Source organism: Streptomyces sp. NPDC047000 (genome assembly GCF_040644295.1).
GTDB lineage: Bacteria > Actinomycetota > Actinomycetes > Streptomycetales > Streptomycetaceae > Streptomyces.
Genome location: NZ_JBEYWE010000002.1, coordinates 178,016 through 203,539 on the forward strand (window position 1 = coordinate 178,016; position 25,524 = coordinate 203,539).

Consider the following 25,524-nt stretch of genomic DNA (forward strand, 5'->3'; position numbering starts at 1 on the left):
ACAGGGGAACCGTTCGACGGCCTGCCCGTTCGAAGATCAGGGGCGTATCGGGGGTCTACCCTGATGCCCCGCCCCCTCACGACGTGTGAATATCGGGGACATGCCGGAAGCCGCAGCAGCGCAACTCGCCGAACCGCGGCCGCCGCGCAAGCTCTACCGCAGCAGCGACGGTCGCTGGCTGGGCGGGGTGGCGCGGGGGCTCGCAGGACATCTCGGGCTGCCCGTGATCTGGGTGCGCTTCGCCTTCATCGGTCTGTTCATGGCCGACGGCCTCGGCGCGCTGCTCTACGCCGCGTTCTGGTTCTTCGTACCCCTCGGCGTCGGCGGCGTGGGAGGCCCGAAACCCCCTTCCCTCGTCACCACGGAGATATCACCCGACGGCCGCCGCAGACTCGTCGCCCGCAGACCGGACAAGGGCCAGATCGTCGCCCTGCTCCTCATGGTCGTCGTGGCCATGGTCTTCGTGGGCAACGTGAACCTGGGTCACGGCGCCCGTGCCTACCTCTGGCCGGCCGTTCTCGTCGGTGCCGGTGTCGCCCTCGTCTGGCGCCAGGCGGACAATGCCCGCCGGGCCCGCTGGGCCGAGGTCGGCCGCCGTCGCCGCACCCTCACCTTCCTGCGCGCGGGCGCGGGCGTCCTGCTCGTCACGGCCGGTGTCTCGGCCATGTTCGTCCTGCAGGGCTCCGCCGCCCACCTCGGCTCCGTCCTCCAGGCCGCCCTCGCGGTCATCGTCGGCATCACGCTGCTCGCGGGGCCGTACCTCGTACGGATGACCCAGGACCTCTCCCAGGAACGGCTGATGCGCATCCGCGCCCAGGAACGTGCCGAGGTCGCCGCCCATGTCCACGACTCCGTGCTGCACACCCTGACCCTGATCCAGCGCAACGCGGAGAACGTGAACGAGGTCCGCCGCCTCGCCCGCGCCCAGGAACGTGACCTGCGCACCTGGCTCTACAAGCCGGAGGGCACGGGCAAGGACGAGGCCGAGGAGCCGGACACGCTCGCCGAGGCGGTCCGCCGCAACGCCGCCGAGGTGGAGGACAAGCACGGCGTCCCCATCGAGGTGGTCGTCGTCGGGGACTGCCCGCTGGACGAGAAGACCGGTGCGCAGATGCAGGCCGCACGCGAAGCAATGGTGAACGCCGCCAAGTACGGTGGCGAGGGAGGCGCCGTGCAGGTCTACGCCGAAGTCGAGGGCAGGAAGGTCTTCGTGTCCGTCCGTGACCGGGGACCGGGTTTCGACTTCGACTCGATACCAGCCGACCGCATGGGTGTCAGAGAATCGATCATCGGCCGCATGGAGCGCAACGGCGGCACGGCCCGGCTGCGGGCGGTGCCCGACGGCGGCACGGAGGTCGAGCTGGAGATGGAGAGGGCGGAGAACACGTCATGAGCGACCCGACCGGAGCGAACACCCAGCCCATGGAGCCGACCGGGGGCGGCGACGCCGGGCGTCATGTGCGCGTGGTCCTCGTCGACGACCACCGTATGTTCCGCACCGGTGTCCAGGCGGAGATCGGCCAGACCGCCGAGACCGGCGTCGAGGTCATCGGCGAGGCCGCCGACGTCGACCAGGCGGTCACGGTCATCACCGCGACCCGCCCCGAGGTGGTCCTGCTCGACGTCCACCTCCCGGGCGGCGGTGGCGTCGAAGTGCTGCGCCGCTGCGCCTCGTTGATGGCCGACCCCGACCGCCCCGTACGTTTCCTCGCCCTGTCCGTCTCGGACGCCGCGGAGGACGTGATCGGGGTGATCCGCGGCGGCGCCCGGGGCTACGTCACCAAGACCATCACCGGCACCGACCTGGTGAACTCCGTCTTCCGCGTCCAGGAGGGCGACGCCGTCTTCTCCCCGCGCCTGGCCGGCTTCGTCCTCGACGCCTTCGCCTCCACCGACGCCCCGCCGGTCGACGAGGACCTCGACCGCCTCACCCAGCGCGAACGGGAAGTCCTCCGCCTGATCGCCCGCGGCTACGCGTACAAGGAGATAGCGAAGCAGCTCTTCATCTCGGTGAAGACGGTCGAGTCCCACGTCTCCGCGGTCCTGCGCAAACTCCAGCTCTCCAACCGCCACGAACTCACGCGGTGGGCGACGGCACGACGGCTGGTGTGAGGGCGACGGCGGTCCGGCACCTGAAGAATCCGCAGCTGAAAAATTCAGTGGCGGTCCGGCGCGGTGGGGATCAGCATGCGGGGTATGGCTGATCGATCCGCACGATGGACGCAGGCGACCGTCTACCCCGATATGTGGGTCGACCCGGACGACGATCCCCGCAACACGGATGGTCCCAGTCCCGAGGGTGAGCTTGCGACGCTGCAGGACTACCTGGCGGACTACCGCATGACCCTGCGGATGAAATGCGAGGGCCTGGACGCGGAGCAGTTGGCCCGGCGGTCCGTTCCGCCGTCGACGATGTCGCTGCTCGGTCTCGTCCGGCACCTCGCCGAGGTGGAACGGGACTGGCGCAACTGGATCAGTGACGGAGAGCCCCTGCCGAAGCTGTACGGCCGACGTGACGCGGACTTCGAGGATGCCGTCGCGGAGCAGACCGTCGTCGACGGCGCGTACTCCGATCTGGAGCGTGAACAGGCCGCGACCGACGCCGCGCTGGCCGAGCACCCTGATCTCGGCCGGCGCGTCGGGAAGAATCGGATCGCGATCCGCGAGCTGCTGGTGCACAGGATCGAGGAGTACGCCCGCCACTGCGGGCACGCCGATCTGCTGCGCGAGTGCGTCGACGGGCGGGTCGGTCAGTGACGGGCCAGTTCGCACCACACCGTCTTGCCGATACCGCAGGCACGGGGCTCCGCGCCCCAGTCGTCCGCCGGCGTGGCCACCAGAATCAGCCCCCTGCCCGACTCGTCGTCCGCTGACGGCGTGCCCGGCGCGGGGAGCGTGGCGCTCGCGTCCGTCACCGTGATGCGGAGCCTGTCCTCCGTGAACTCGCAACGGGCCCGGATCTCCCGGCCCGCGGGGACCTTCGCGTGGCGGTACGCGTTCGTCATCAGTTCGCTCAGGAGGAGTTCCGCCGTGTCCGTCAATCCGGGCAAGGTCAGCTCGCTGACGCGCAAGCACCACATGATCCGTATGCATGCGCTCAGCGTGGAAGAGTCTTCCGAGTTCATCAGGAAGGTGGCGGAGTCAGGTGAGTGATCATCTCAAGTGGCGCACATCAAGTTACAGCGACAGTGAGGGCAGCAACTGCATGGAAGTAGCCTCCTCGCCCCGCATCATCCACGTCCGAGACTCGAAGCTCGGTCCCACCGGGTCGTGGTTCCGTGTGCGGGGGTCCGCCTGGGCGGCGTCCCTCGCTCACGCCGCTGGGGACGGGGCGGGGTGCGGGGGGCTCAGGAACGCCGGTTAGGCTCCGGCCATGGACGTACTCACCCATCTCTTCGTCGGTCTGCACATCATCGGCATCGCCGCGCTGCTCGGCGGTTTCCTCACCCAGATGAAGGCGATGGGCCAGGGCACGGCCCGTTTCGTTCCCGGGATGCTGCACGGGGCGCTGACCATGCTCGTCACCGGCATGGTGCTCGTCGGGCTCGTCCAGTCCCAGGACCACGACCTCAACACCGTCAAGATCGGCATCAAGCTCGCCGTCCTGATCGTGATCCTCGCGCTCGTCTATGTGAAGCGGGACGAGGAGAAGGTCGACAAGGGGCTCTTCGCGCTGGTCGGCGGGCTGACCATGGCGAACGTCTTCATCGCCGTCCTGTGGACGTGACGCGTGAGGTGACATCCGGCGAGCCGCCGGTACGTGGGGTCCCTCACGTACCGGCGGTTCTTGTACGTTCTCGGCACGCTTGTCCGCCGGGACCCTCGTGAGCTGTGCGTACGCCGTCTTCGCATGACCGTTCCGGTCCTGACGGCGGTCAGGCCGTCGGGGCGGCGTCGCACCGGGCTCCCGCCCTTCAAGACGGTGGCAACCCGGTGCCGAGCCTGTCGGCAGGCACTTGCTCGATGCGGGTCCAGCCTCTCCAGCCCCGCTCCTCCAGGATCGCCAACAGCCTCGCGGCGCTCGGTGAGGATTCGACCATGGTCGAGTCCAGCAGGTCGACGAACTGGTCGTCGATGCCGTCGTCGGCGCTTACCTCGCCGGCCTGCACAGCGCGCGTCATCAGGCGCTCCATGATGTCGGCGACCTCGACGATCCGCGGGTCGTCGGTCGGCCAGTCGAGTGCCCCGCTGAGAAGGGTGTAGAGCCTCACCATGTCGGGGTCGTCCAGTTCCTCGTGCTTCTTGGCGATCACGGAGTCGATCAGGTGCGGAACCTGGGCGGCGATCATGATCCAGGCGTCCCGCTCCATCTCGATGTACCGCTCCTCGACGCCGAGACCGCGCAGCCGGTCGAGGTAGCCCACGACGCTCTGCGGAAGCGCCAGGTGTTCTCCGGCGGCGAGCCGGGCGAGTCGGCTGCGGGTGTTCTGCAGCCGCCGGATCTCGGCGCGCAGAGCCTTGTCGATCTCCTGGACGCCGCCGGCGAAGTCCTCCGGGCCGGCGTCGAGGAGTTCCTGCACCCTGGCCAGCGGCACACCGGCATCGGCCAGGGTGCGGATCCGGATCAGTCGCACGACCGCGGCGGCATCGTAGTTCCGGTACCCGGACCGGTCGCGTTCGGGCTCGGGCAGCAGCCCGACCTTGTGGTAGTGGCGTACCGCCCGCACTGTCACCCCGGCATGCGCCGCAAGCTGGCTGATGGTGAGCATGAGCCTCAGACTGCCTCAGGCGATCTTCCGGCGATAGGCGGCCATCGCGAAGGCGTACGCCACGACGAGGATGCCGACGCACCAGGCGAGGGCGATCCAGATGTCGTCGCCGACCGGCCGCTGGGCGAACAGGCTGCGGATCGTGTTGACGATCGACGTCACCGGCTGGTGCTCGGCGAACCAGCGCACAGGGCCGGGCATCGTCTTCGTCGGCACGAACGCCGAGCTGACGAACGGCAGGAAGACGAGCGGGTAGGCGAACGCGCCCGCTCCCTCGACCGACGACGCGGAGAGCCCGGGGATCACGGCGAGCCAGGTCAGCGCCAGGGTGAACAGGAGCAGGATGCCGGTGACCGCGAGCCATGCCGACACTCCTGCCCCTGAGCGGAATCCCATCAGCACGGCGACGCCCACGACGAGCACGAGCGCGATCAGGTTGGCGACCAGGGAGGTGACGACATGGGCCCACAGCACCCCCGACCGCGCGATCGGCATGGACTGGAATCGCTCGAAGATCCCGCTCTTCACGTCGGTGAACAGCCGGTACGCGGTGTAGGAGATGCCCGATGCGATGGTCATGAGCAGGATGCCGGGCAGCATGTAGTTCACGTACGAAACCGACCCGGTGTCGATGGCGCCGCCGAACACGTAGACGAACATCAGCATCATGGCGACCGGCGTGATGACGGTCGTGATGATGGTGTCCATACTGCGTGTGACATGGCGCAGCGTTCGCCCCGTGAGCGCTGCGGTGTCGCTGAGGAAGTACGCGGTCATCGTGGTCCTCCGGTGGTCGTGCCGCTGGCGTCGCTCTTGTCGCCGCCGCCGATGACCGCGAGGAAGATCTCCTCCAGAGTCGGTTGCTTCTCGACGTACTCGACCGTGGCCGGCGGGAAGAGCTGTTTGAGTTCGGCGAGGGTGCCGTTCACGATGATCCGACCCTGGTGGAGGATCGCGATCCGGTCGGCCAACTGCTCGGCCTCCTCCAGATACTGCGTGGTGAGCAGCACTGTCGTTCCATGACCGGCCAGTTCCTTGACCGCGTCCCACACCTCGATGCGCGCCTCGGGGTCGAGTCCGGCCGTCGGTTCGTCCAGAAAGATCACCGACGGATTCCCGATGAGGCTCATCGCGATGTCCAGCCGGCGGCGCATTCCGCCCGAGTACGTGGACACCTTCCGCGTTCCGGCGTCGGTCAGCGAGAAGCGCCTCAGCAGGTCGTCCGCGATCGCGCCCGGTTCCTCGAGGTGGCGCAGTCTGGCGACGAGTACGAGGTTCTCCCGACCGGTGAGGATCTCGTCGACGGCCGCGAACTGCCCGGTGAGACTGAAGGACTCCCGCACCTGTGCCGGTTGCGTGGTGACGTCGAAGCCATGGACGCCGGCCGTCCCCGCGTCGGGTTTCAGGAGTGTGGCGAGGATCCGTACGGTTGTGGTCTTGCCCGCCCCGTTGGAGCCGAGCAGGGCGAAGATGGTGCCCCGCGCCACGTCGAAGTCCACGCCGCGCAGCACGTCGAGCTTCCCGTACGACTTTTCCAGACCCCGTACGCGAATCGCCGGACCGGCGATCGATTGGGTCACCATGGCCATCTGCCTCCTTCGCGGAGCTCTCCAGCCGGCTGTTCGGCTGTGAGGAAGCTCCTGCCGGAAGGATGGAGGGTTGACCCGGCGTCAAGGTCAAGCGGCCCGACCACGGCATCCCAGCGGGCTCCGGGCCTGCTGCTTCACGACGGCGGCAGCTCTGCCGGGGCGCGATGTCCGCCGGTGGCAAGAGACGTCGGCACTGCTCGGGCCGGTATTGCGCGACCCCGGCCGGGAGTCACTCCGCGGAGCGACTCCCGGCGATCTGCCGCCGACGGCAAGGTGACGGCAGATCGCCGGGAAGGACGACAGAGCGCTGAGGATCCGGCAGGTCCGAGGCGGCCCTGCACCTGCGTCAGCCCACCCGCACCACGCTGTGGATGATCGACGTGCCGCCGTAGTACACCGACTCCTCGCGGACGTACGCGCCGGGCTTCGGGGCGTGGATCATCATGCCGTTGCCGATGTAGATGCCCACGTGGCTCACGTCGGAGTAGAAGAAGATCAGGTCGCCCGGCTGCGCGTCGGCCAGGGAGACCGTGGTGCCCGCGTTGACCTGGTCGTAGGTCGTGCGCGGGAGGGTGACGCCCGCCGCCTTCCAGGCCGCCTGGGTCAGGCCCGAGCAGTCGTAGGAGTCGGGGCCCGTGGCGCCCCACACGTACGGCTTGCCGATCTGGGCGCGGGCGAACGCGAGGGCCTTCTCCGCCTTCGTCGACGTCGAGGAGGAGGACGAACCCGAAGAGGACGAGGACGATGACGAGGAAGAGGACGAGCCTGCGGACGTGTTGTCCTGGGCCGCCTTCTCCGCTGCCGCCTGCTGCCTGGCCAGCTCCGCCGCCTTGCGGGCGGCCTCCTCCTGCTTCTTCTTCTCGATCGCCGCCAGGCGTGCCTTCTCCTCCGCGTTCAGCTTCGAGAGGAGGCCGCGGGCGTCGGACAGCTTCTTCTGAACCGTCGACTTCGCCGTCTTCAGGTCACTCTGCGACTCGGTGAGCGTCTGGAGGCTCTGCGCGGCCTCCTGACGCTTCTTCATCGTCGCGGACTGCTCACTGACGTAATCGTCCACCGCGCCCTTCTGGCGGGTGGTCAGACGGCTCATCAGCTGCGACTGGTCGAAGTAGTCCTGCGGGGTGTCCGCCAGCAGGAAGGTCGCCGTGCTGGGTGCGGAGGCACCCGTGCGGTACTGGGCAGCGGCGAAGGAACCCAGCTGCTCCCGTGCCGCGTTGAGCTTCTGGGTGCGCTTGGCGACGTCGTCGAGGAGGGTGTCGACCTGCTTGCGCTGCTTGGTGGTCTTCTCCTTGGCCGCGTTGTACTTCTCGGTCGCGGACTCGGCCTGGCGGTAGAGGTCGTCGACCTTCTTCTGCACCTCCTCCAGGCTCGGCCTGTCGTCGGAGGGGGCCGCGTTCGCGGTCTGGGAGAGGAGGGCGACGGAGGTGAAGGCCGCCGTGGCGATGACGGGGGTGCGAATGCCTGCGACACGCGGGCCGGCGGGGCGCGACTTGCGGTGCGACGCCAAGGGAGGCGACTCCTTCCACGTTCCGCCTACCGAGTTAGCTGTCGGGTTCGGGCGGGTGGTTCGGAAGGGTTGCCCTACGGTTCGCATCCCGGCGGGGATACGGGCCGATTCACCCCAAAGGTCGGTGGGTCCCCGGCTCCGGCTGCCCTGTGGGCGCACCGGACTCGGCGGAGGCCGCGCGGCCCGGCGACGTTCGCCGGTGGGGGTCGTGCGGTCTGACCGGAACGGTAGCCAACTCGTGTGCTGCCTGTGAAGGTTGATGGCCGATATGCCCGATACTAATTTGTGACCTTCACCTCGCCGGGTGGCCGTGACGTCCTTATGGGGTGATCTGCGCCCCTTGCCCGGAGCGTGACCTGGGTCTCACCGGCGCCCGGCGCCCCGGCTGCCCCTTCCCGGAGCGGCTCCGGATTGTCAGTGGGGGGTCATAGACTCGGAGAGCGATGAGCAGCCTCTTTGACGACAGCTTCCTGGCGGACCTCCAGGCCCCTAAGGGCCACGAGGGGGAGCCCCCGCCGCCGCCCGAGGACGATCACGTACCGGAGTCGCTTCCGGACGATCTGTTCGGCGGGAAGTTCGACGTGCCCCCGGACCAGGACGCGTACCAGGGCGGCACGTCCGGCCGCGACGCCTACTACCGGGACGGTGCCCCGCGCCCCGTCGTCGACCCGGCCGCCCTGCTGGAAGGGCTGAACGACAACCAGCGCGCCGCCGTCGTGCACTCCGGCACCCCGCTGCTCATCGTGGCCGGAGCCGGTTCCGGCAAGACGCGGGTCCTCACGCACCGCATCGCGTACCTGCTGGCCGAGCGGGGCGCCCATCCCGGCCAGATCCTCGCGATCACCTTCACCAACAAGGCCGCCGGCGAGATGAAGGAGCGTGTCGAGCAGCTCGTCGGGCCGCGGGCGAACGCCATGTGGGTGATGACCTTCCACAGCGCGTGCGTGCGCATCCTGCGCCGCGAGTCCAAGAAGCTCGGTTTCACGTCCTCGTTCTCGATCTACGACGCCGCCGACAGCAAGCGGCTGATGGCGCTCGTCTGCCGTGATCTGGAGCTGGACCCCAAGCGTTACCCGCCCAAGTCGTTCAGCGCCAAGATCTCCAACCTGAAGAACGAGCTGGTCGACGAGGAGGACTTCGCCGCCCGGGCGACCGAGGGCTTCGAGAAGACCCTCGCCCAGGCGTACGCGCTCTACCAGTCGCGGCTGCGTGAGGCGAACGCCCTCGACTTCGACGACCTGATCATGACGACGGTCAATCTGCTGCGCGCCTTCCCGGACGTCGCCGAGCACTACCGCCGCCGTTTCCGTCATGTCCTCGTCGACGAGTACCAGGACACCAACCACGCCCAGTACGCGCTGGTGCGCGAGCTGGTCGGCACCGCCGGGCACCCGGTGGACGCGCCGCCGAACGAGTACGACGTCCCGCCCGCCGAGCTGTGCGTCGTGGGTGACGCCGACCAGTCGATCTACGCCTTCCGCGGCGCGACCATCCGCAACATCCTCCAGTTCGAGGAGGACTACGGGGACGCGACGACGATCCTGCTCGAGCAGAACTACCGCTCCACGCAGACCATCCTCAGCGCGGCCAACGCGGTCATCGAGCGCAACGAGTCCCGCCGCCCCAAGAACCTCTGGACCAACGCCGGCGCGGGCGCGCAGATCACCGGCTACGTCGCCGACACCGAGCACGACGAGGCGCAGTTCATCGCCGAGGAGATAGACCGGCTCACCGACGCGGGCGACGCCAAGGCCGGTGACGTCGCCGTGTTCTACCGCACCAACGCGCAGTCCCGGGTCTTCGAAGAGATCTTCATCCGCGTCGGCCTGCCCTACAAGGTCGTCGGCGGCGTCCGCTTCTACGAGCGCAAGGAGGTCCGGGACGTCCTCGCCTATCTGCGGGTGCTGGCGAACCCGGAGGACTCCGTCCCGCTGCGCCGCATCCTCAACGTGCCCAAGCGCGGCATCGGCGAGCGCGCCGAGGCCATGATCGACGCGCTGGCCCAGCGCGAGCGCATCAGCTTCCCGCAGGCCCTGCGCCGCGTCGACGAGGCGTACGGCATGGCGGCGCGGTCGACGAACGCCGTCAAGCGGTTCAACGTGCTGATGGAAGAGCTCCGTACGATCGTCGAGTCCGGTGCCGGACCGGCCACCGTGCTGGAGGCCGTCCTCGAACGCACCGGTTATCTGGCCGAGTTGCAGGCGTCCACCGATCCGCAGGACGAGACCCGGATCGAGAACCTCCAGGAACTCGCCGCCGTCGCGCTGGAGTTCGAGCAGGAGCGCGGTGAGGGCGCGACGGAGGAGGCGGGCACGGAGACGGCGGGAGCGGTGGGTGCCGGGGCCGGCGGGGGCACGCTGTCCGACTTCCTGGAGCGGGTCGCGCTGGTCGCCGACTCCGACCAGATCCCGGACGAGGAGGACGACGGCTCGGGGGTCATCACGCTGATGACCCTGCACACCGCCAAGGGCCTCGAGTTCCCCGTCGTCTTCCTCACCGGCATGGAGGACGGCGTGTTCCCGCACATGCGTGCCCTCGGCCAGACCAAGGAACTGGAGGAGGAGCGGCGCCTCGCGTACGTCGGCATCACGCGCGCGCGGGAGCGGCTCTACCTGACCCGCTCCACCCTGCGCAGCGCCTGGGGCCAGCCCTCCTACAACCCGCCCTCCCGCTTCCTGGAGGAGATCCCGGCCGCGCATCTCGAGTGGAAGCGCACCGGAGCCACCGCGCCTGTCTCCTCCCGGCCGGTGTCCGGTCTCACGGCCTCGCTGTCGTCGTCGCGGTCACGCTCGTCGGCCGCGGGCGGGTCGGGGTTCGCCACGGGCCGGGCGACGGAGAAGCCGGCGGTGTCGCTGGCGGTGGGGGACCGGGTGACCCACGACCAGTTCGGGCTCGGCACCGTCGTGGCGGTCGGCGGCACGGGACCCAAGGCGGAGGCGACCATCGACTTCGGCGGCGACAAGCCGAAGCGGCTGCTGCTGCGGTACGCGCCGGTGGAGAAGCTGTAGCCGGTGGAGAAGCGGTGGGACGGGGGTGGAACCCCGGACCGCTACGTCGGGTCGAGGCCGTGGCTGCGCAGCCACGGGAGCGGGTCGATCGGTGAGCCGCCCGCCGGGCGGACCTCGAAGTGGAGGTGCGGGCCGGTCGAGTTCCCGGAGTTCCCGGAGTACGCGATCGGGTCGCCGGCCTTGACCGACGTGCCGGACGCCACCCGGTAGGTGGAGAGGTGGCAATACCACGTCTCCGTGCCGTCCTTGGCCGTCACGATCATCATGTTGCCGTAGGCGCTGTTCCACTTCGTGGTGACGACGCCGTCGGTCGCGGCCATGACGGTGGTGCCGTAGGAGACGGGGAAGTCGATCCCGGTGTGCACCGACATCCAGTTGACGCCGGCCTGGCCGAAGTAGGCGCTCAGACCCAGCTGCGCGACCGGGATCGCGAACTTCGGGCGCAGCCGTTCCTTGCGGGCGGCCTCCTCTGCGGCCTTCTTCTTCTCGGTGGCCTGCTCGGCCCTGAGGTCGATACGTTCCTGCGTACGGCTGGCCCGGTCGGCGAAGTCGTCGGCACCCGCCGAGAGGCTCCGGAGCTGGGTGTCGAGCTTGTCGTTCGCGACGGAAGGTTTCACCGACTGAGCGTCCGACGCGGACGCCGAGGTGTCCTTCTCGCCGCCGGTCAGCGTGCCGACGGAGGCGGCGGCCACCCCGGCCACACCCATCACGCACACCGAGGGCACGGCCACCGTGAGGAGGGCGGAGCGCTTGGCGGGAGCACGGCGGCGGGAACGGGCCGCGCCGCGGGAGGCGGGACGCGGGACGTACTCCTCCTGGCCCTCCAGGAGCGGGGGCGCCTCGGCGGGCAGTTCGCCGCGGGCGGCGGGGACGGTGCGGGAGCCGTCGTCGAACGCCTTGAAGGTGGCGGTCTCCAACTGGTCGAACGGCACGGCCGCCTGCTGTCCGCCAGCCTGGTCCAGGGCGGCGGTGTCGGCGTGGTCCGTGGTGTCGGCCTGCCGGTCGTCGGAGGCCGCCGGGTCCTGGTAGCGGATGTCCCACTGGGTGGCGTCGTACGTGCCGGTCTCGAAGGTCTGCGTGCCCCATTCCCACTGCTGGGTCCGGTCGGCGGGCGTACCGGTCGGGTCCGGCTGCTGCCAGCCGCTCGCGTCCCACTGGCCGGAGACCTCGGGGGCGGTGCCCTGCTGCGGGATCGAGGCCTGCGGGGCGTACCCGTACTCCGCGGTCCAGGCGGTCGCGTCGTAGCCGCCGCTGTCGTAACCCGCCTGCTGGGCCGCGTACGGGTCCTGGTAGGCGGTGGGCTGGTGCGCGCCGGTGGTCCAGGCGGAGGCGTCGTACGCGGCGGAGGTGTCGTAAGTGTCGGTGGCGTAGGCCGCGGCGTCGTAGCCGTCGTGGCCGCCGTAGGTGGTGAAGTCGCCGTACTGGGCGTCCTGGCCGCCGTACGACGCGTAGGGCGCCGGGGCGGCATCGGAAGCCGGGGCCGGGGAGGTCACGGTCCCCGACGGGTGACGGTCGTTCACCAACTTCTCTTTCGCCTCGACTACAGGGGCTGCCAGAGCAGTGCGGTGACTGTACCCGGCGGTATACGGGCGCGACAATCTTCCGCAGGTTTCGCGCCAGTAGGAAACGGGCATTCGGCCGTGTTTCGGGGGACGGCGGGCACGGGTTTGGCTTTATGTTCGAGACGTGTTCGAAGGTGCTCGGGTGTGATCGGGCTGTGCCTCGGCTGTGACCGGGTCGGTGCGGTCCGGGCGCGGTCCGGACACGGCTGACCGCGGTCCGGGCGCGACCGGGCGTCGGCGGATGCGGGCCGGCCCGGGTGGGGGTGCGGTGCGGTCAGGCGACGGTCAGGCCGTTGCGACGGGGCGTCGCCCCTGCCGCCGTCTCTTCGGCGTCGAGGGCCTGCCGTATCCCGGTCGCGACCGCCGGGTGCACGGGCAGGGCGAGGTGGCCGATGCCGGTCACCTGCACGTTCTGCACGAGAAGGTCGGGATGGTCGATACCGGCGGACTCCAGCGGGTCCATCAGGTGGTCGAGGTCGCTCCAGAAGCTGACGAACCGCGTCCGGCAGTCCGGTGCGGGCATCTCCAGCTCCTTCAGCAGGTCGGAGCCGGGGCGCATCTGCCGCACGATGGGGTGCGCGTCGGCCAGCGGCAGGGCCCTGGTGCCGGCGTGCGGGGTGCCGAGCGTCACCAGCGTGCGCACGCGGTGATCGCCGCCGAGCCGCTGCACGTAGTAGCGCGCGATCAGTCCGCCCAGACTGTGCCCGACGATGTCGACCCGGTCGCTGCCGGTGTGCTCGCATATCTCCGCGATGTGCTTGCCGAGCTGCTCGGCCGCGCCACGGATGTCCCAGGTCAGCGGGGAGTAGTTCAGGCACACGATGTGCCGGCCGCCGTGCTGGGCGAGGGTGCGGCGCAGGAAGAAGAAGACCGAGCGGTTGTCGATGAAACCGTGCAGCAGCACCACCGGAGGACGCGGCCGGGCCGGCAGCGGAGTGGTGGTCCCGTCCGGCACGGCGGGCGCCGGGTCGGGATCGCGGCGCTCTTCGAAGATCCCGGACGGATACAGGAAGAGGTGGCCCACCAGGATCGCGAGATCCAGCGCGGTCGCCTTGAGGAGGGCGACGGAGAGCCCCGCCAGCCTGTCGGGCAGCAGGCGTCGGCAGAACGGGAGAAAGGGCTGCACTGCCCCGGTTGCCTTCATGGCCGACCTCCTGTCGGCACGTGCGAGGAAACCATTGTCCCCCGTGTGCCCTCGAGGGGAAACCGCTGCGGAGGTGACCGGCGGGTCGCGAGCGGGTCCTGCGGGGCGGGTGGGGTGTGTGGCGTGTGCGGTGCCGTGGTGCGTCATGCGTGTCGTGTGCTGTGTGTGCCGCCCGTCCCCTGTGCCTCGTGTACCCGGCGAGCCCCCGCCGATGCGTCGTACCGCCGCGCCGCACAGGCGTGCGGCGCGGCGGTACGACGACCTCGTTGCGGCTTCCCGTTGCGCCCGGTCCCGGTGCGACCCGCCTGCCGCTGCCTCGTGCGGCCGCGGGTCGCGAAGATCTGGGACCGTGCGCGGCGAATATGTCCCACGTGTGATTTCCCCCTCCGTGGCCACCGTGAAACTGCCGGTAACGGGGTATCGGCGATAACGTTCGTTCACCTCCGCCGCCGGTGCGGGACGGGACAGTGCGCGGTACGTACGGCATGGTCGAAACGCTCGGCGTGTGCGGTACCCGGTGTGCGGTACCCGTCGGTACGGGAGCGGGTTCGGCGCGGTTCCCACGGCCGCCGCGCCGCCGGTGCCGGCCGCGCCCGGTACGGATGGCCGTAGTCGCTTCATGGAGGCAGTGATGGGTGTGGCAGCCGGTCCGATCCGCGTGGTGGTGGCCAAACCGGGGCTCGACGGCCATGACCGCGGGGCGAAGGTGATCGCGCGGGCCCTGCGCGACGCGGGCATGGAGGTCATCTACACCGGGCTCCACCAGACGCCCGAGCAGATCGTCGGCACGGCGATCCAGGAGGACGCCGACGCGATCGGCCTGTCCATCCTCTCCGGCGCCCACAACACGCTCTTCGCCGCCGTGATCGACCTTCTCCAGGAGCGCGACGCGGCGGACATCGTCGTCTTCGGCGGCGGCATCATCCCCGACGACGACATCGCGCCGCTGAAGGAGAAGGGCGTCGCGGCGATCTTCACGCCGGGGGCCACGATGCAGTCGGTCGTCGAGTGGGTGCGGGAGAACGTCCGGCAGCCGGCCGCCTCGGGCGGCTGAGCAGGGGAGCGGGCCGCGCCGCGGGAGACGGGGCACGGCGGGATGCGCGGTTCCTGCCTCAGCCGGTGCCCGGGTGCCCCGGCGCGGCCAGTTCGTCGGCCATCGCCGCGCGCAGGCGCAGCGTCGTGACCAGCCGCTGGAACGCCTCCGCCCAGTACCCTCCGGCGCCCGGTGAGGCGTCCTCCGACTCGTCCGGCACCGCCAGCAGCCCGTCCAGCCGTGCCGCCTCGGCGGGGTCGAGACACCGCTCGGCCAGTCCCATCACCCCGCTGAAGCTCCACGGGTAGCTTCCCGCGTCCCGCGCGATGTCGAGCGCGTCGACCACCGCCCGGCCGAGCGGCCCGGCCCACGGCACGGCACACACCCCGAGCAGCTGGAACGCCTCCGACAGCCCGTGGGTCGCGATGAACCCGGCGACCCACCCGGCGCGTTCGGCCGGTTCCAGCGTGCCGAGCAGCTTGGCGCGCTCGGCCAGGGACACCGCCCCCGGCCCCGCCGACTGCGGTGCCGAGGGCGAACCGAGCAGCGCCCGCGCCCACTCCGTGTCCTGTTGCCGCACCGCGGCCCGGCACCAGGCGGCGTGCAGTTCGGTCCGCCAGTCGTCCGCCACGGGCAGCGCCACCACGGCGTGCGGCGAGCGCCCGCCGAACCGCGCCGGCCAGGTCCCGAGCGGCGCCGACTCCACCAGCTGGCCCAGCCACCACGACCGTTCCCCCCGTCCCGCCGGGGGCTTGGCCACCACACCGTCCCGTTCCATGCCCGCGTCGCACTCGAGCGGTGCCTCCACCACGATCACCGGTGAACCCTGGGTGCGGTCGACGGCCGCACAGGCACCGGCCCGCACCGCCATCCGCGCGGCCAGCGCCGAACCGGGCAGTGCCGACAGCAGCTCCGCCGCCGTCGCCCGGACGTTGCGGCTGCGGTCCCCGAGCGCCTGCTCCAGGAACGGCTCGTCCGCCGCGTGCAGTCCGGTGCGCAGCGAGTCGAGGAACATCAGCCGGTCCTCCGCCCGCTCCGTCGACCAGGTCGTCGCGACCAGCTCGCGCGCCGCCGGGGCGTCCTCGGCCCGGAGCGCGGCGAGCAGGGCGACCCGCTCGGTGAACAGCCCCTCCTGCCACAGCCGCCGTACGCGGTCCGGGTCCGAGGCGTCCGGCAGCCGGGCGCCGGAGCCCGGCGCCGTGCGCAGGGCGAACCGCCAGTCCGGGTTCAGCCGGGCCAGCCACAGGGCACGCGGCCCCGCGAACGTGAGCGTCGCGGCCCGCAGGTCCGTACGGCCCCGGGCCGCGTCCAGCAGCGCGGGCAGCATCTGCGGGGGTGCCGCGTAGCCGCGCGCGTTGGCCGTGGCGAGCCACTGCGGCAGCAGCTCCATCAGGTCCGGCGCGGTGCCTCTGCGGCCGCTTCCCGTGCCCGGGCGGTCGGTCAGCAGCATCGTGAGCCTGCGGACCGCCGCGGCGGGCAGCGCGGGGCGCGGGTCCGCGGGCGCGGGTTCGGGCCGGCGCACCGCCCGGGCCGGACGCAGCCCGGCCCGCCGCCGTACGGTCTGCACGGCCGCCGCGTCCAGCAGCGTCACCGCGGCGTCGCCGGCCGGGCCGGTCCCGGCGGGTGGCCGCCGATCGGTGCCCAGCAGGGCCGTGGTGACCAGGTCCTCCCAGGCGTCCGTGGGGGGCGGCGACTCCGCCGGGGCGGTGGCGGCGGCGATGGCGGCGGCGGTGTTCGAGTCGCCGCTCTCGTTCGGGTGGCCGCTCCCGCTCAGGTTGACGTTCCGGTTCCCGTCGACGGTCCCGTTGATGTTCCTGTTCGCGTTCAAGGGGGTCCTCTCGTGTCGTGGCCGTCTCGGCGCCGGTTCGTTCAGCACAGGGGCACCGCCTCGCCCGGGCCCTCGGGCCAGGACGTCAGGGGGGCGAAGCCCCGGTGGCCGTGCTCGCCGAAGACCCTGACCGGGGCCCCGCCCGAGAGCGCGACCAGCCGCCACAGGCCCGGTCGGCTGCGGGCCGTCGCGCTCAGCGGCAGCGCCGCGTCGCCGTCCGCGTCGGCCAGCTGCCAGGAGTCACCGTCCTGGACCGGCACGACCGCCTCCAGCGTCACCGGCACCGCGTCCAGCCAGGGGTCCGCCCGCAGGGCCTCGCCGTAGGCCGCCGCGGCCTGCTCCGTGCCGACCCCGGGCGGACGTACCGCCGCCGGGGCGGGCGCCGCGAACCGCTCGCCCAGGACCGCCCTCGGCTGCCCCGCGCCCGGGTACGCGGACACCGCCGCCTCCACGGCCAGACCGACGGGCAGGGCCAGTTCGGGAGCACGGCCCGCCGCGCCGAAGGAGAGGAGCAGTGCCGTACGGCCCGACTCCGCGCCGTGCAGCCAGATCCGGCGCGTCGTCAGTTTCGGGTCCACGGTGTCGTACTGGGCGAGGACCAGCCAGCGGTCGCGCACCGGCGGACCGTCCGCCGACGCGGGCAGGCCGATCCGCGAGCGGACCGTCGCCGCGAGGCCGTCGGGCAGCCGCTCGCGGCGCAGCCAGCCCTGGTCGAGCAGGTGCAGCAGCGCGCACTCCTCCAGCAGCCGCACCGGCCAGCCCGGGCCCGATGCCGGTATCGCCCCCAGCTCACGGACCCGCGCGGCCAGTCCGGGTGCCTGCGCGTCGACCATGCGGGCCGCGGTCTCCTCCCACATCCCGTACCCCGCCTGCTCCGCCGTGGCCAGGCCGCCGCGCAGCAGATCCGCCAGACGCTGCTCGAGTTCCGAGGCGCCCGCGGTGACCCGCTCGGCCCGCCGCTCCGCCCGGCGCCGCGCCGCCGCGGGATCGGCGGAGCCGGCGGAGCCGGATGCCTGGTCCGCCGCCTTCGCCTCCACTCGTTTGCGTCTGCCCGCGAGCCACTGCTCGGCCCAGTCCGGCGGCTGCGCCACCGGCACCGCCGCGTCCCCGCCCGCCCAGAGCAGCAGCAGCCCGAGGGCGTGCTTGCACGGGAACTTCCGGCTCGGACAACTGCACTTGTACGCGGTCCCGGCCGCGTCCGACATGTCGACGACCGTCTGGTACGGCTTGCTGCCGCTGCCCTTGCACAGCCCCCACACCGTCCCCTCGTCCGAGCTTCCGGCCTGGGACCACGGTCCGGCCGCACCGAGTTTGCTGCCCGCTTTGCGTGAGGCGGTGTCAGGTGCCAGTGCCAGCACCTGGTCCGCCGTCCAGCGCACCCCCTGCTGTGTCATGCCATCGAAGGTAGATCCCCCCACTGACAATCGACCCCGAGACAGCATTTTCGCAGGTCAGAACGCATTGTCAGTGGCGTGGTGCACGGTGGACACCAGATCCGAACCGGCCGAGCTGGAGGGGGCCTCAGCCATGTCTGTGTCCGTCGAACCGACTTCCGTGCAAGCACCGGCCGAAGGGCCGGCCGAGGCGTTGCGACCGCACGCCGAGGACGCCTTCGCCACCGAACTCGCGGCGCTGGCCGTACAGGACGACCGCCCGCGCCCGGCCCGCTGGAAACTCTCGCCCTGGGCCGTCGCGACCTATCTGCTCGGCGGCACGCTGCCCGACGGCACCGTGATCACACCGAAGTACGTGGGCCCGCGCCGCCTCGTCGAGGTCGCCGTCACCACCCTCGCCACCGACCGCGCCCTGCTGCTGCTCGGTGTGCCCGGCACCGCCAAGACCTGGGTGTCCGAGCACCTCGCCGCCGCCGTCAGCGGCGACTCCACCCTGCTGGTGCAGGGCACCGCCGGCACCCCGGAGGAGGCGATCCGCTACGGCTGGAACTACGCGCGGCTGCTCGCCCACGGACCCAGCCGCGACGCCCTCGTGCCCAGTCCCGTCATGCGGGCCATGGCCGAGGGCATGACCGCCCGCGTCGAGGAACTGACCCGTATCCCGGCCGACGTGCAGGACACGCTGATCACCATCCTGTCGGAGAAGACGCTGCCCATACCGGAACTCGGCCAGGAGGTGCAGGCGGTCCGCGGCTTCAACCTGATCGCCACGGCCAACGACCGCGACCGCGGGGTCAACGACCTGTCCAGCGCGCTGCGCCGCCGCTTCAACACCGTGGTGCTGCCGCTGCCGGAGAGCGCCGACGCCGAGGTCGACATCGTCTCGCGCCGCGTCGACCAGATCGGCCGCTCGCTCGACCTGCCGTCCGCGCCCGACGGCATCGACGAGATCCGCCGCGTCGTCACGGTCTTCCGTGAACTGCGCGACGGGATGACCACCGACGGGCGGACGAAGCTCAAGTCGCCCAGCGGCACGCTGTCGACGGCCGAGGCGATCTCCGTCGTCACCAACGGCCTCGCCCTCGCCGCCCACTTCGGCGACGGGGTGCTGCGGCCCGGTGACGTCGCCGCGGGCATCCTCGGCGCCGTCGTCCGTGACCCGGCCGCCGACCGGGTCATCTGGCAGGAGTACCTGGAGACCGTCGTCCGGGAGCGTGACGAGTGGATGGACTTCTACCGCGCCTGCCGCGAGGTGAGCGCGTGACCGCTGCCGCCGGGACCGACGGCCTGACCGACATCACTGGGGGAGTCATGAACACCGACGCTCGGGAAGTGGGACGCATGGGTGGGAACGGCATGGCGGACGACGACGACACGCGCTGGCCGCGTCGGGCGGGTATCCGTGCGGGTGCCCCGCGGCGGGCCGGGCGGGTCGGGCCGACGGCGCGTGCGGTGCGCGCCGTGCGGACGGCACACGGAGGGGGCCGGTGTGACGGGCACTGAACGGGCCCGGGGCGGAGGCCCCGGCGGGCCCCTGCTGCTCGGCGTGCGGCACCACGGCCCGGGGTCCGCCCGGGCCGTGCGGGCCGCGCTGGACGCCGCGCGGCCCCGGATCGTCCTCATCGAGGGGCCGCCCGAGGCGGACGCGCTGATTCCGCTGGTGGGCGACGAGGGCATGCGTCCGCCGGTCGCCCTGCTCGCCCACGCGGTGGACGAACCCGGCCGCTCGGCGTTCTGGCCGCTGGCCGGGTTCTCCCCGGAGTGGACCGCCCTGCGCTGGGCCGTGGAGCACGATGTCCCGGCCCGCTTCATCGACCTCCCGGCCGTGCACACCCTGGCCTGGGAGACGGGGACGGGGACGGCCGGCATGCCGGGGGAGACGGAGACGATCGGCACACCGGAGGAGGCCGCCGCACCGGGGGAGACCGGTACGCATGGGGACGGGAAGCCCCCGGCGGCCGATGAGGAGGAGTCCCCGGCGGCCGGCCCCGACCGGGACGTACGGGTCGATCCGCTGGCCGTGCTGGCCGGGGTCGCCGGGTACGACGATCCCGAGCGGTGGTGGGAGGACGTCGTCGAGCACCGGGGGAGCGGGACGGAACGGGACGCGTTCGCGCCGTTCGCCGTGCTCGAGGAGGCGATGGAGGCGCTGCGCGAGGCGTACGGGGACGGCGGGCACCGCCGGGACCTGGTGCGGGAGGCGTACATGCGGCTCCAGCTGCGTTCGGCTCGCCGAGAGTTCGGGGACGACGGGGTGGCCGTGGTGTGCGGTGCCTGGCATGTGCCCGCACTGCGCCGCAAGGCCGCCGTCAGCGCCGACCGCGCGCTGCTGAAGGGGCTGCCCAAGGTCAAGGCCGATATGACCTGGGTGCCGTGGACGCACCGCAGACTGTCCCGGTACAGCGGCTACGGCGCAGGCATCGACTCGCCGGGGTGGTACGCGCATCTGTTCGGCGTGCGGGACCGCCCCGTCGAGCGGTGGCTGACCAAGGTGGCGGGACTGCTGCGCGACGAGGACCGCGTCGTGTCGTCGGCCCACGTCATCGAGGCGGTCCGGCTGGCCGAGACGCTCGCCGCGATGCGCGGCCGCCCGCTGCCCGGCCTCGGCGAGACGACCGACGCCGTACGGGCCGTGATGTGCGACGGCTCGGACGTGCCGCTGGCGCTGATCCACGACCGGCTGGTGGTCGGGGACGTCCTGGGCGAGGTGCCCGACACGGCCCCCGCCGTGCCGTTGCAGCGCGACCTCACCCGCCTCCAGCGCAGCCTGCGGCTGAAACCGGAGGCACTGGAGAAGGAACTGGAGCTCGATCTGCGGAGGGAGACCGACGCCGGGCGCAGCAGGCTGCTCCACCGGCTGCGGCTGCTCGGCGTCGACTGGGGCAGCCCGGCACGCTCGCGCGGCAGCACGGGCACCTTCCGGGAGACCTGGCGGCTGCGCTGGGAGCCGGAGCTGTCCGTCCGGGTCGCCGAGGCCGGGGTGTGGGGCACCACCGTGCTCGCCGCCGCGACCGCCAGGGCGGAGGCCGACGCCCTCGGCGCCCAGGCCCTCGCCGAGGTCACCGGACTCGCCGAGCGCTGTCTGCTCGCCGAGCTGACGGACGCGCTGCCGCTCGTGATGCGGGTCCTCGCCGACCGGGCGGCGCTCGACTCGGACGTCGGACACCTCGCCCAGGCGCTTCCGGCCCTGGTCCGTTCCCTGCGCTACGGCGATGCCCGCGGCACCGACACCGGGGCCCTGACCGAGGTCGCCGCCGGTCTCGCCGAGCGGATCTTCGTCGGACTGCCCCCGGCGTGCGCCGCGCTGGACACCGAGGCGGCCGAGGAGATGCGGCGCCACATCGACGCCGTGCACGGCGCGGTGGGCCTGCTCGGTGACGCCCCGGCACCGGGTCACGCCGACCTGCGCGAACGGTGGCGTGCCGTCCTGCGCACGCTGTCCGGACGGGACTCGGTTCCCGGGATCGTCCGCGGGCGTGCCGTACGGATCCTGCTGGACGAAGGGGAACTCACGCAGGACGAGGCGGCCCGGCTGATGGGGCTCGTGCTGTCCCCCGGCACCCCGCCCGCCGACGCGGCCGCCTGGATCGAGGGCTTCGTCGGCGGCGGCTCGGGCGGCGGGCTGCTGCTCGTGCACGACGAACGGCTGCTCGCGCTGGTGGACGCGTGGCTCACCGCCGTACCGGCCGCCGCCTTCACGGACGTACTGCCGCTGCTGCGCCGCACGTTCTCGGCGTACGAGCCCGGGGTGCGCCGCACGCTCGGCGAGCTGGTCCGGCGCGGGCCGGGCGGGCGGCAGAACACGGCGGCGGCCGGCGGGGCCGGCGTCCCCGGCTTCGCGGCGCTGCTCGACGCCGGACGAGCGGACGCCGTCCTGCCGGTGGTGCGGCTGCTGCTGGGCCTGGACGAAGCGGACGGCGTCGTCGGCGCGGACGGCGCGCGGGACGCGGACGGCGCCGATGACGACGATCTTGTGGGGGTGCACGGATGACGGCCGGGACCACGGACCTGGATCTGAACGCGGACGTGGAGCCGGACCCGGGCCGGGAACGGCTCAGGCGCTGGCGGCTGGTGCTCGGCGGGGACGCGGCCGACGGCACCGGGTACACGCTCGGCGGGCAGGACGCCGCGATGGACGGGGCGCTGGCGGCGCTCTACGGGAAGGGGGACGGACCGCGGACGGGCCGGGACCGTTCGGCGGGGCTCGGGGCGTCCGCGCCGTCCGTGGCGCGCTGGCTCGGGGACATCCGGACGTACTTCCCGTCGTCCGTCGTGCAGGTCATGCAGCGCGACGCCATCGACCGGCTCGGGCTGTCCGCGCTGCTGCTGGAGCCGGAGATGCTCGAGGCGGTGGAGGCGGACGTGCACCTCGTCGGCACGCTGCTCTCACTGAACAAGGCGATGCCGGAGACGACGAAGGAGACGGCGCGGGCCGTCGTGCGCAAGGTCGTGGAGGACCTGGAGAAGCGGCTCGCCACCCGCACCCGGGCCACCCTGACCGGTGCCCTCGACCGCAGCGCCCGGATCGACCGGCCGCGCCACCACGACATCGACTGGAACCGCACCATCGCGGCCAACCTGAAGCACTATCTGCCGGAGTACCGGACGATCGTGCCGGAGCGGCTCATCGGGTACGGGCGGGCTTCCCGGTCGGTGAAGAAGGAGGTCGTCCTCTGCATCGACCAGTCCGGCTCGATGGCGGCGTCCGTCGTCTACGCCTCGGTGTTCGGGGCGGTGCTGGCGTCCATGCGGTCGATCGACACACGGCTCGTCGTCTTCGACACGGCCGTCGTCGACCTCACCGACCAGCTCGACGACCCGGTCGACGTGCTCTTCGGCACCCAGCTCGGCGGCGGTACGGACATCAACCGGGCGCTCGCCTACTGCCAGTCGCAGATCACCCGGCCGGCCGAGACGGTGGTGGTGCTGATCAGCGACCTGTACGAGGGCGGCATCCGCAACGAGATGCTCAAACGGGTCGCGGCGATGCAGGCGTCGGGGGTGCGGTTCGTGACGCTGCTCGCGCTGTCCGACGAGGGCGCGCCCGCCTACGACCGGGAGCACGCGGCCGCGCTCGCCGCGCTCGGGGCACCGGCGTTCGCCTGCACGCCCGACCTCTTCCCGGAGGTGATGGCGGCAGCGATCGAGAAGCGGCCGCTGCCGATACCCGACGCGGGGTGAGGACAGGTGGTGCACCGCGGGTGGGGTGCGGTCGACCGGCCCGGCCCGGGGCCCGGCTCAGGGCCTGACACGGGCCGGTTCGGCGAGGTCGCGACGTGGCCGGAACCACGCGGCACGGGGTGCCACGGATGACGGCACCGTGTGACGGGCATCACCGCCTGGGTGTGACCCCCGTTTTAGGGGCAGCCGGAAGGCAGCGATAACCTGCAAAGCGGACCTGCCGCTCCCCCGGACACCGTGTGCGCACCCTCTGTGACACATTGTGGACCTCACGTTGCCCTTTGCGGCACGCCCACGCATCCCCAAGGAACCACGAGATCACTGATAGGGACGGAAGCGCGTGGACCTGTTCGAGTACCAGGCGAGGGACCTCTTCGCCAAGCACGGTGTACCGGTGCTGGCCGGTGAAGTGATCGACACGCCTGAGGCGGCGCGCGAGATCACCGAGCGACTGGGCGGCAAGTCGGTCGTCAAGGCTCAGGTGAAGGTCGGTGGTCGCGGGAAGGCAGGCGGCGTCAAGCTGGCCGCCACCCCGGACGAGGCCGTCGCCCGCGCGACGGACATCCTCGGCATGGACATCAAGGGCCACACGGTCCACAAGGTCATGATCGCCGAGACCGCTCCGGAGATCGTCGAGGAGTACTACGTCTCCTTCCTCCTCGACCGCGCGAACCGCACCTTCCTCTCCATCGCCTCCGTCGAGGGCGGCATGGAGATCGAGGAGGTGGCGGCCACCCGCCCCGACGCCGTCGCCAAGATCGCGATCGACGCGATCGACGGTGTGGACGAGGCCAAGGCCCGCGAGATCGTCGAGGCCGCGAAGTTCCCGGCCGAGGTCGCGGACCAGGTCGTGAACGTCCTCGTCACGCTGTGGCAGACCTTCATCGAGGAGGACGCTCTCCTGGTCGAGGTCAACCCGCTGGCGAAGGTGGCCTCCGGTGACGTCCTCGCCCTCGACGGCAAGGTGTCGCTCGACGACAACGCCGAGTTCCGGCACCCCGACTTCGAGGCGCTGCACGACAAGGCGGCCGCCAACCCGCTCGAGGCCGCGGCCAAGGAGAAGAACCTCAACTACGTCAAGCTCGACGGCGAGGTCGGCATCATCGGCAACGGCGCCGGTCTGGTCATGTCGACCCTGGACGTCGTCGCGTACGCCGGTGAGGCCCACGGCGGTGTGAAGCCCGCCAACTTCCTCGACATCGGCGGCGGCGCCTCCGCCCAGGTGATGGCGAACGGCCTGGAGATCATCCTCGGCGACGAGGACGTCAGGTCCGTCTTCGTCAACGTCTTCGGCGGGATCACCGCCTGCGACGAGGTCGCCAACGGCATCGTGCAGGCGCTGAAGCTCCTCGAGGAGCGCGGCGAGGAGGTCACCAAGCCGCTCGTCGTCCGTCTCGACGGCAACAACGCGGAGCTGGGTCGCAAGATCCTCACCGACGCGAACCACCCGCTGGTCCAGCGCGTCGACACCATGGACGGCGCGGCCGACAAGGCCGCCGAGCTGGCCCACGCCGCCAAGTAAACACTCAGGACGAGGACACCAACACACCATGGCTATCTGGCTCAACAAGGACAGCAAGGTCATCGTCCAGGGCATGACCGGCGCCACGGGCATGAAGCACACCAAGCTCATGCTGGGCGACGGCACCAACGTCGTGGGCGGCGTGAACCCGCGCAAGGCGGGGCAGACCGTGGACTTCGACGGCACCGAGGTACCCGTCTTCGGGTCCGTCGCCGAGGCCGTCGAGAAGACCGGCGCCGACGTCTCCGTCATCTTCGTGCCGGAGAAGTTCACCAAGGACGCGGTGGACGAGGCGATCGACGCCGAGATCCCGCTGGCCGTCGTGATCACCGAGGGCATCGCCGTGCACGACACGGCCGCCGCCTGGGCGTACGCCGGCAAGAAGGGCAACAAGACCCGCATCATCGGCCCCAACTGCCCCGGCATCATCACCCCGGGCCAGTCCAACGTCGGCATCATCCCGGGCGACATCACCAAGCCGGGCCGTATCGGCCTGGTGTCGAAGTCCGGCACGCTGACGTACCAGATGATGTACGAGCTGCGGGACATCGGCTTCTCGACGGCCGTCGGCATCGGCGGTGACCCGATCATCGGCACCACCCACATCGACGCCCTGGCCGCCTTCCAGGACGACCCCGACACCGACCTGATCGTCATGATCGGTGAGATCGGCGGCGACGCGGAGGAGCGGGCCGCGGCGTTCATCAAGGAGAACGTGACCAAGCCGGTCGTCGGCTACGTCGCGGGCTTCACCGCCCCCGAGGGCAAGACCATGGGTCACGCGGGCGCCATCGTCTCCGGTTCGTCGGGCACCGCCCAGGCGAAGAAGGAGGCCCTGGAGGCCGCGGGCGTCAAGGTCGGCAAGACCCCGACCGAGACGGCGAAGCTGGCACGCGAGATCCTCGCCGGCTGACCCCGGAGCAGGTCCGGAAGGGCCCGCACCCCCCGGCCGGGGACCGCGCTCGTCGACGGCAGGAGGACCGACGGACGGCTCGCGTCGGAGGCCGCCCGGATCGCCGGCGCGGTCGAGACCCGGGAACTGGCCCAGTG

General features: G+C 71.5%; 22 protein-coding genes and 1 riboswitch. Of the genes, 13 read left to right on the forward strand and 9 right to left on the reverse strand.

Annotation, left to right across the window (positions count from 1 at the left end; genetic code table 11):
- Positions 1 to 100 precede the first annotated feature (100 nt).
- The 3 genes from ABZ862_RS04175 to ABZ862_RS04185 all read left to right on the forward strand — a co-directional run bounded on the left by ABZ862_RS04175 (position 101) and on the right by ABZ862_RS04185 (position 2,757).
- A complete protein-coding gene (locus ABZ862_RS04175) occupies positions 101 to 1,393 on the forward strand; it encodes a PspC domain-containing protein (RefSeq protein WP_360951887.1) in 1,293 nt (430 codons plus the stop codon).
- Positions 1,390 to 2,112: a response regulator transcription factor gene (locus tag ABZ862_RS04180; RefSeq protein ID WP_360951890.1), complete on the forward strand. Its 723-nt coding sequence runs from the start codon at positions 1,390 to 1,392 to the stop codon at positions 2,110 to 2,112. The genes ABZ862_RS04175 and ABZ862_RS04180 overlap by 4 nt, the downstream gene beginning before the upstream one ends.
- 84 nt (positions 2,113 to 2,196) lie before the next feature.
- Positions 2,197 to 2,757 carry a DinB family protein gene (locus ABZ862_RS04185; protein WP_360951893.1) on the forward strand — a complete coding sequence of 187 codons (561 nt, stop codon included), beginning with the start codon at positions 2,197 to 2,199 and terminating at the stop codon, positions 2,755 to 2,757.
- Here ABZ862_RS04185 and ABZ862_RS04190 read toward each other — a convergent pair.
- On the reverse strand, positions 2,751 to 3,041 hold the full coding sequence (locus ABZ862_RS04190; RefSeq protein ID WP_360951896.1) for an ATP-binding protein: 291 nt from the start codon (positions 3,039 to 3,041) through the stop codon (positions 2,751 to 2,753). The genes ABZ862_RS04185 and ABZ862_RS04190 overlap by 7 nt on opposite strands.
- On the opposite strand from ABZ862_RS04190, the gene ABZ862_RS04195 reads away from it, so the two are divergent.
- The 3 genes from ABZ862_RS04195 to ABZ862_RS04205 are packed head-to-tail and all read left to right on the forward strand — an operon-like array spanning position 3,031 to position 3,727.
- On the forward strand, positions 3,031 to 3,153 hold the full coding sequence (locus tag ABZ862_RS04195) for a hypothetical protein (RefSeq protein ID WP_360951899.1): 123 nt from the start codon (positions 3,031 to 3,033) through the stop codon (positions 3,151 to 3,153). The two genes, ABZ862_RS04190 and ABZ862_RS04195, sit on opposite strands and share 11 nt — an antisense overlap.
- The gene (locus tag ABZ862_RS04200; RefSeq protein ID WP_360951902.1) at positions 3,146 to 3,364 is read left to right on the forward strand and encodes a DUF397 domain-containing protein; all 219 of its coding nucleotides are present in this window, start codon (positions 3,146 to 3,148) and stop codon (positions 3,362 to 3,364) included. The genes ABZ862_RS04195 and ABZ862_RS04200 overlap by 8 nt, the downstream gene beginning before the upstream one ends.
- Positions 3,365 to 3,373: 9 nt before the next feature.
- Entirely contained in the window at positions 3,374 to 3,727 is a 354-nt protein-coding gene (locus tag ABZ862_RS04205) for a hypothetical protein (RefSeq protein ID WP_360951905.1), read from the forward strand.
- A 187-nt stretch (positions 3,728 to 3,914) separates the two neighbouring features.
- On the opposite strand, the gene ABZ862_RS04210 is transcribed toward ABZ862_RS04205, so the two are convergent.
- From ABZ862_RS04210 to ABZ862_RS04225, 4 genes are all read right to left on the reverse strand, one after another.
- Entirely contained in the window at positions 3,915 to 4,709 is a 795-nt protein-coding gene (locus ABZ862_RS04210) for a MerR family transcriptional regulator (RefSeq protein ID WP_360951908.1), read from the reverse strand.
- A gap of 15 nt (positions 4,710 to 4,724) precedes the next feature.
- Entirely contained in the window at positions 4,725 to 5,486 is a 762-nt protein-coding gene (locus ABZ862_RS04215; RefSeq protein ID WP_360951911.1) for an ABC transporter permease, read from the reverse strand.
- Positions 5,483 to 6,292: an ATP-binding cassette domain-containing protein gene (locus ABZ862_RS04220; RefSeq protein WP_360951914.1), complete on the reverse strand. Its 810-nt coding sequence runs from the start codon at positions 6,290 to 6,292 to the stop codon at positions 5,483 to 5,485. Before ABZ862_RS04220 ends, ABZ862_RS04215 begins: the two co-directional genes overlap by 4 nt.
- Positions 6,293 to 6,644: 352 nt before the next feature.
- Positions 6,645 to 7,802, reverse strand: a complete 1,158-nt coding sequence (locus ABZ862_RS04225) for an NlpC/P60 family protein (RefSeq protein WP_360951917.1) — start codon at positions 7,800 to 7,802, stop codon at positions 6,645 to 6,647.
- Positions 7,803 to 7,809: 7 nt separating this feature from the next.
- A riboswitch (cyclic di-AMP (ydaO/yuaA leader) is annotated at positions 7,810 to 7,982 on the reverse strand.
- Positions 7,983 to 8,245: 263 nt separating this feature from the next.
- Between ABZ862_RS04225 and pcrA the strand changes: the two genes are divergently transcribed.
- Positions 8,246 to 10,810, forward strand: a complete 2,565-nt coding sequence (gene pcrA, locus ABZ862_RS04230; protein WP_360951920.1) for a DNA helicase PcrA — start codon at positions 8,246 to 8,248, stop codon at positions 10,808 to 10,810.
- A gap of 41 nt (positions 10,811 to 10,851) precedes the next feature.
- Here pcrA and ABZ862_RS04235 read toward each other — a convergent pair whose 3' ends face one another.
- Positions 10,852 to 12,330 carry a M23 family metallopeptidase gene (locus tag ABZ862_RS04235; protein ID WP_360951923.1) on the reverse strand — a complete coding sequence of 493 codons (1,479 nt, stop codon included), beginning with the start codon at positions 12,328 to 12,330 and terminating at the stop codon, positions 10,852 to 10,854.
- A gap of 316 nt (positions 12,331 to 12,646) precedes the next feature.
- Positions 12,647 to 13,516 (reverse strand): alpha/beta fold hydrolase, encoded by an 870-nt coding sequence (locus tag ABZ862_RS04240; RefSeq protein WP_360951926.1) that lies wholly within the window; start codon positions 13,514 to 13,516, stop codon positions 12,647 to 12,649.
- Between the two features lie 631 nt (positions 13,517 to 14,147).
- Here ABZ862_RS04240 and ABZ862_RS04245 point away from each other — a divergent pair.
- Positions 14,148 to 14,570 (forward strand): cobalamin B12-binding domain-containing protein, encoded by a 423-nt coding sequence (locus ABZ862_RS04245; protein WP_360951929.1) that lies wholly within the window; start codon positions 14,148 to 14,150, stop codon positions 14,568 to 14,570.
- A gap of 58 nt (positions 14,571 to 14,628) precedes the next feature.
- On the opposite strand, the gene ABZ862_RS04250 is transcribed toward ABZ862_RS04245, so the two are convergent.
- Complete coding sequence (locus tag ABZ862_RS04250) at positions 14,629 to 16,269, reverse strand: DUF5691 domain-containing protein (protein ID WP_360953059.1); 1,641 nt, start codon at positions 16,267 to 16,269, stop codon at positions 14,629 to 14,631.
- Between the two features lie 149 nt (positions 16,270 to 16,418).
- A complete protein-coding gene (locus ABZ862_RS04255) occupies positions 16,419 to 17,771 on the reverse strand; it encodes an SWIM zinc finger family protein (RefSeq protein ID WP_360951935.1) in 1,353 nt (450 codons plus the stop codon).
- Between the two features lie 133 nt (positions 17,772 to 17,904).
- Here ABZ862_RS04255 and ABZ862_RS04260 point away from each other — a divergent pair, with 133 nt between their 5' ends.
- The 5 genes from ABZ862_RS04260 (at position 17,905) to sucD (ending at position 25,387) form a co-directional block, all read left to right on the forward strand.
- Entirely contained in the window at positions 17,905 to 19,035 is a 1,131-nt protein-coding gene (locus tag ABZ862_RS04260) for an AAA family ATPase (protein WP_360951938.1), read from the forward strand.
- Between the two features lie 225 nt (positions 19,036 to 19,260).
- Positions 19,261 to 21,762 carry a DUF5682 family protein gene (locus tag ABZ862_RS04265; protein WP_360951941.1) on the forward strand — a complete coding sequence of 834 codons (2,502 nt, stop codon included), beginning with the start codon at positions 19,261 to 19,263 and terminating at the stop codon, positions 21,760 to 21,762.
- A complete protein-coding gene (locus ABZ862_RS04270) occupies positions 21,759 to 22,952 on the forward strand; it encodes a VWA domain-containing protein (RefSeq protein WP_360951944.1) in 1,194 nt (397 codons plus the stop codon). Before ABZ862_RS04265 ends, ABZ862_RS04270 begins: the two co-directional genes overlap by 4 nt.
- 340 nt (positions 22,953 to 23,292) lie before the next feature.
- Positions 23,293 to 24,474: an ADP-forming succinate--CoA ligase subunit beta gene (sucC, locus tag ABZ862_RS04275; protein ID WP_360951947.1), complete on the forward strand. Its 1,182-nt coding sequence runs from the start codon at positions 23,293 to 23,295 to the stop codon at positions 24,472 to 24,474.
- A gap of 28 nt (positions 24,475 to 24,502) precedes the next feature.
- The gene (gene sucD, locus ABZ862_RS04280; protein ID WP_360951950.1) at positions 24,503 to 25,387 is read left to right on the forward strand and encodes a succinate--CoA ligase subunit alpha; all 885 of its coding nucleotides are present in this window, start codon (positions 24,503 to 24,505) and stop codon (positions 25,385 to 25,387) included.
- The last annotated feature ends 137 nt before the right edge of the window (positions 25,388 to 25,524 follow it).

What these genes read in the sequence shown, in the direction of transcription:
- ABZ862_RS04175 (WP_360951887.1), top strand. Translation starts at nt 101, where the DNA reads ATGCCGGAAGCCGCAGCAGCGCAACTCGCCGAACCGCGGCCGCCGCGC.
- ABZ862_RS04180 (WP_360951890.1), top strand. Translation starts at nt 1,390, where the DNA reads ATGAGCGACCCGACCGGAGCGAACACCCAGCCCATGGAGCCGACCGGG.
- ABZ862_RS04185 (WP_360951893.1), top strand. Translation starts at nt 2,197, where the DNA reads ATGGCTGATCGATCCGCACGATGGACGCAGGCGACCGTCTACCCCGAT.
- ABZ862_RS04205 (WP_360951905.1), top strand. Translation starts at nt 3,374, where the DNA reads ATGGACGTACTCACCCATCTCTTCGTCGGTCTGCACATCATCGGCATC.
- ABZ862_RS04210 (WP_360951908.1), bottom strand. Translation starts at nt 4,709, where the DNA reads ATGCTCACCATCAGCCAGCTTGCGGCGCATGCCGGGGTGACAGTGCGG.
- ABZ862_RS04215 (WP_360951911.1), bottom strand. Translation starts at nt 5,486, where the DNA reads ATGACCGCGTACTTCCTCAGCGACACCGCAGCGCTCACGGGGCGAACG.
- ABZ862_RS04220 (WP_360951914.1), bottom strand. Translation starts at nt 6,292, where the DNA reads ATGGTGACCCAATCGATCGCCGGTCCGGCGATTCGCGTACGGGGTCTG.
- pcrA (WP_360951920.1), top strand. Translation starts at nt 8,246, where the DNA reads ATGAGCAGCCTCTTTGACGACAGCTTCCTGGCGGACCTCCAGGCCCCT.
- ABZ862_RS04240 (WP_360951926.1), bottom strand. Translation starts at nt 13,516, where the DNA reads ATGAAGGCAACCGGGGCAGTGCAGCCCTTTCTCCCGTTCTGCCGACGC.
- ABZ862_RS04245 (WP_360951929.1), top strand. Translation starts at nt 14,148, where the DNA reads ATGGGTGTGGCAGCCGGTCCGATCCGCGTGGTGGTGGCCAAACCGGGG.
- ABZ862_RS04255 (WP_360951935.1), bottom strand. Translation starts at nt 17,771, where the DNA reads ATGACACAGCAGGGGGTGCGCTGGACGGCGGACCAGGTGCTGGCACTG.
- ABZ862_RS04260 (WP_360951938.1), top strand. Translation starts at nt 17,905, where the DNA reads ATGTCTGTGTCCGTCGAACCGACTTCCGTGCAAGCACCGGCCGAAGGG.
- ABZ862_RS04270 (WP_360951944.1), top strand. Translation starts at nt 21,759, where the DNA reads ATGACGGCCGGGACCACGGACCTGGATCTGAACGCGGACGTGGAGCCG.
- sucD (WP_360951950.1), top strand. Translation starts at nt 24,503, where the DNA reads ATGGCTATCTGGCTCAACAAGGACAGCAAGGTCATCGTCCAGGGCATG.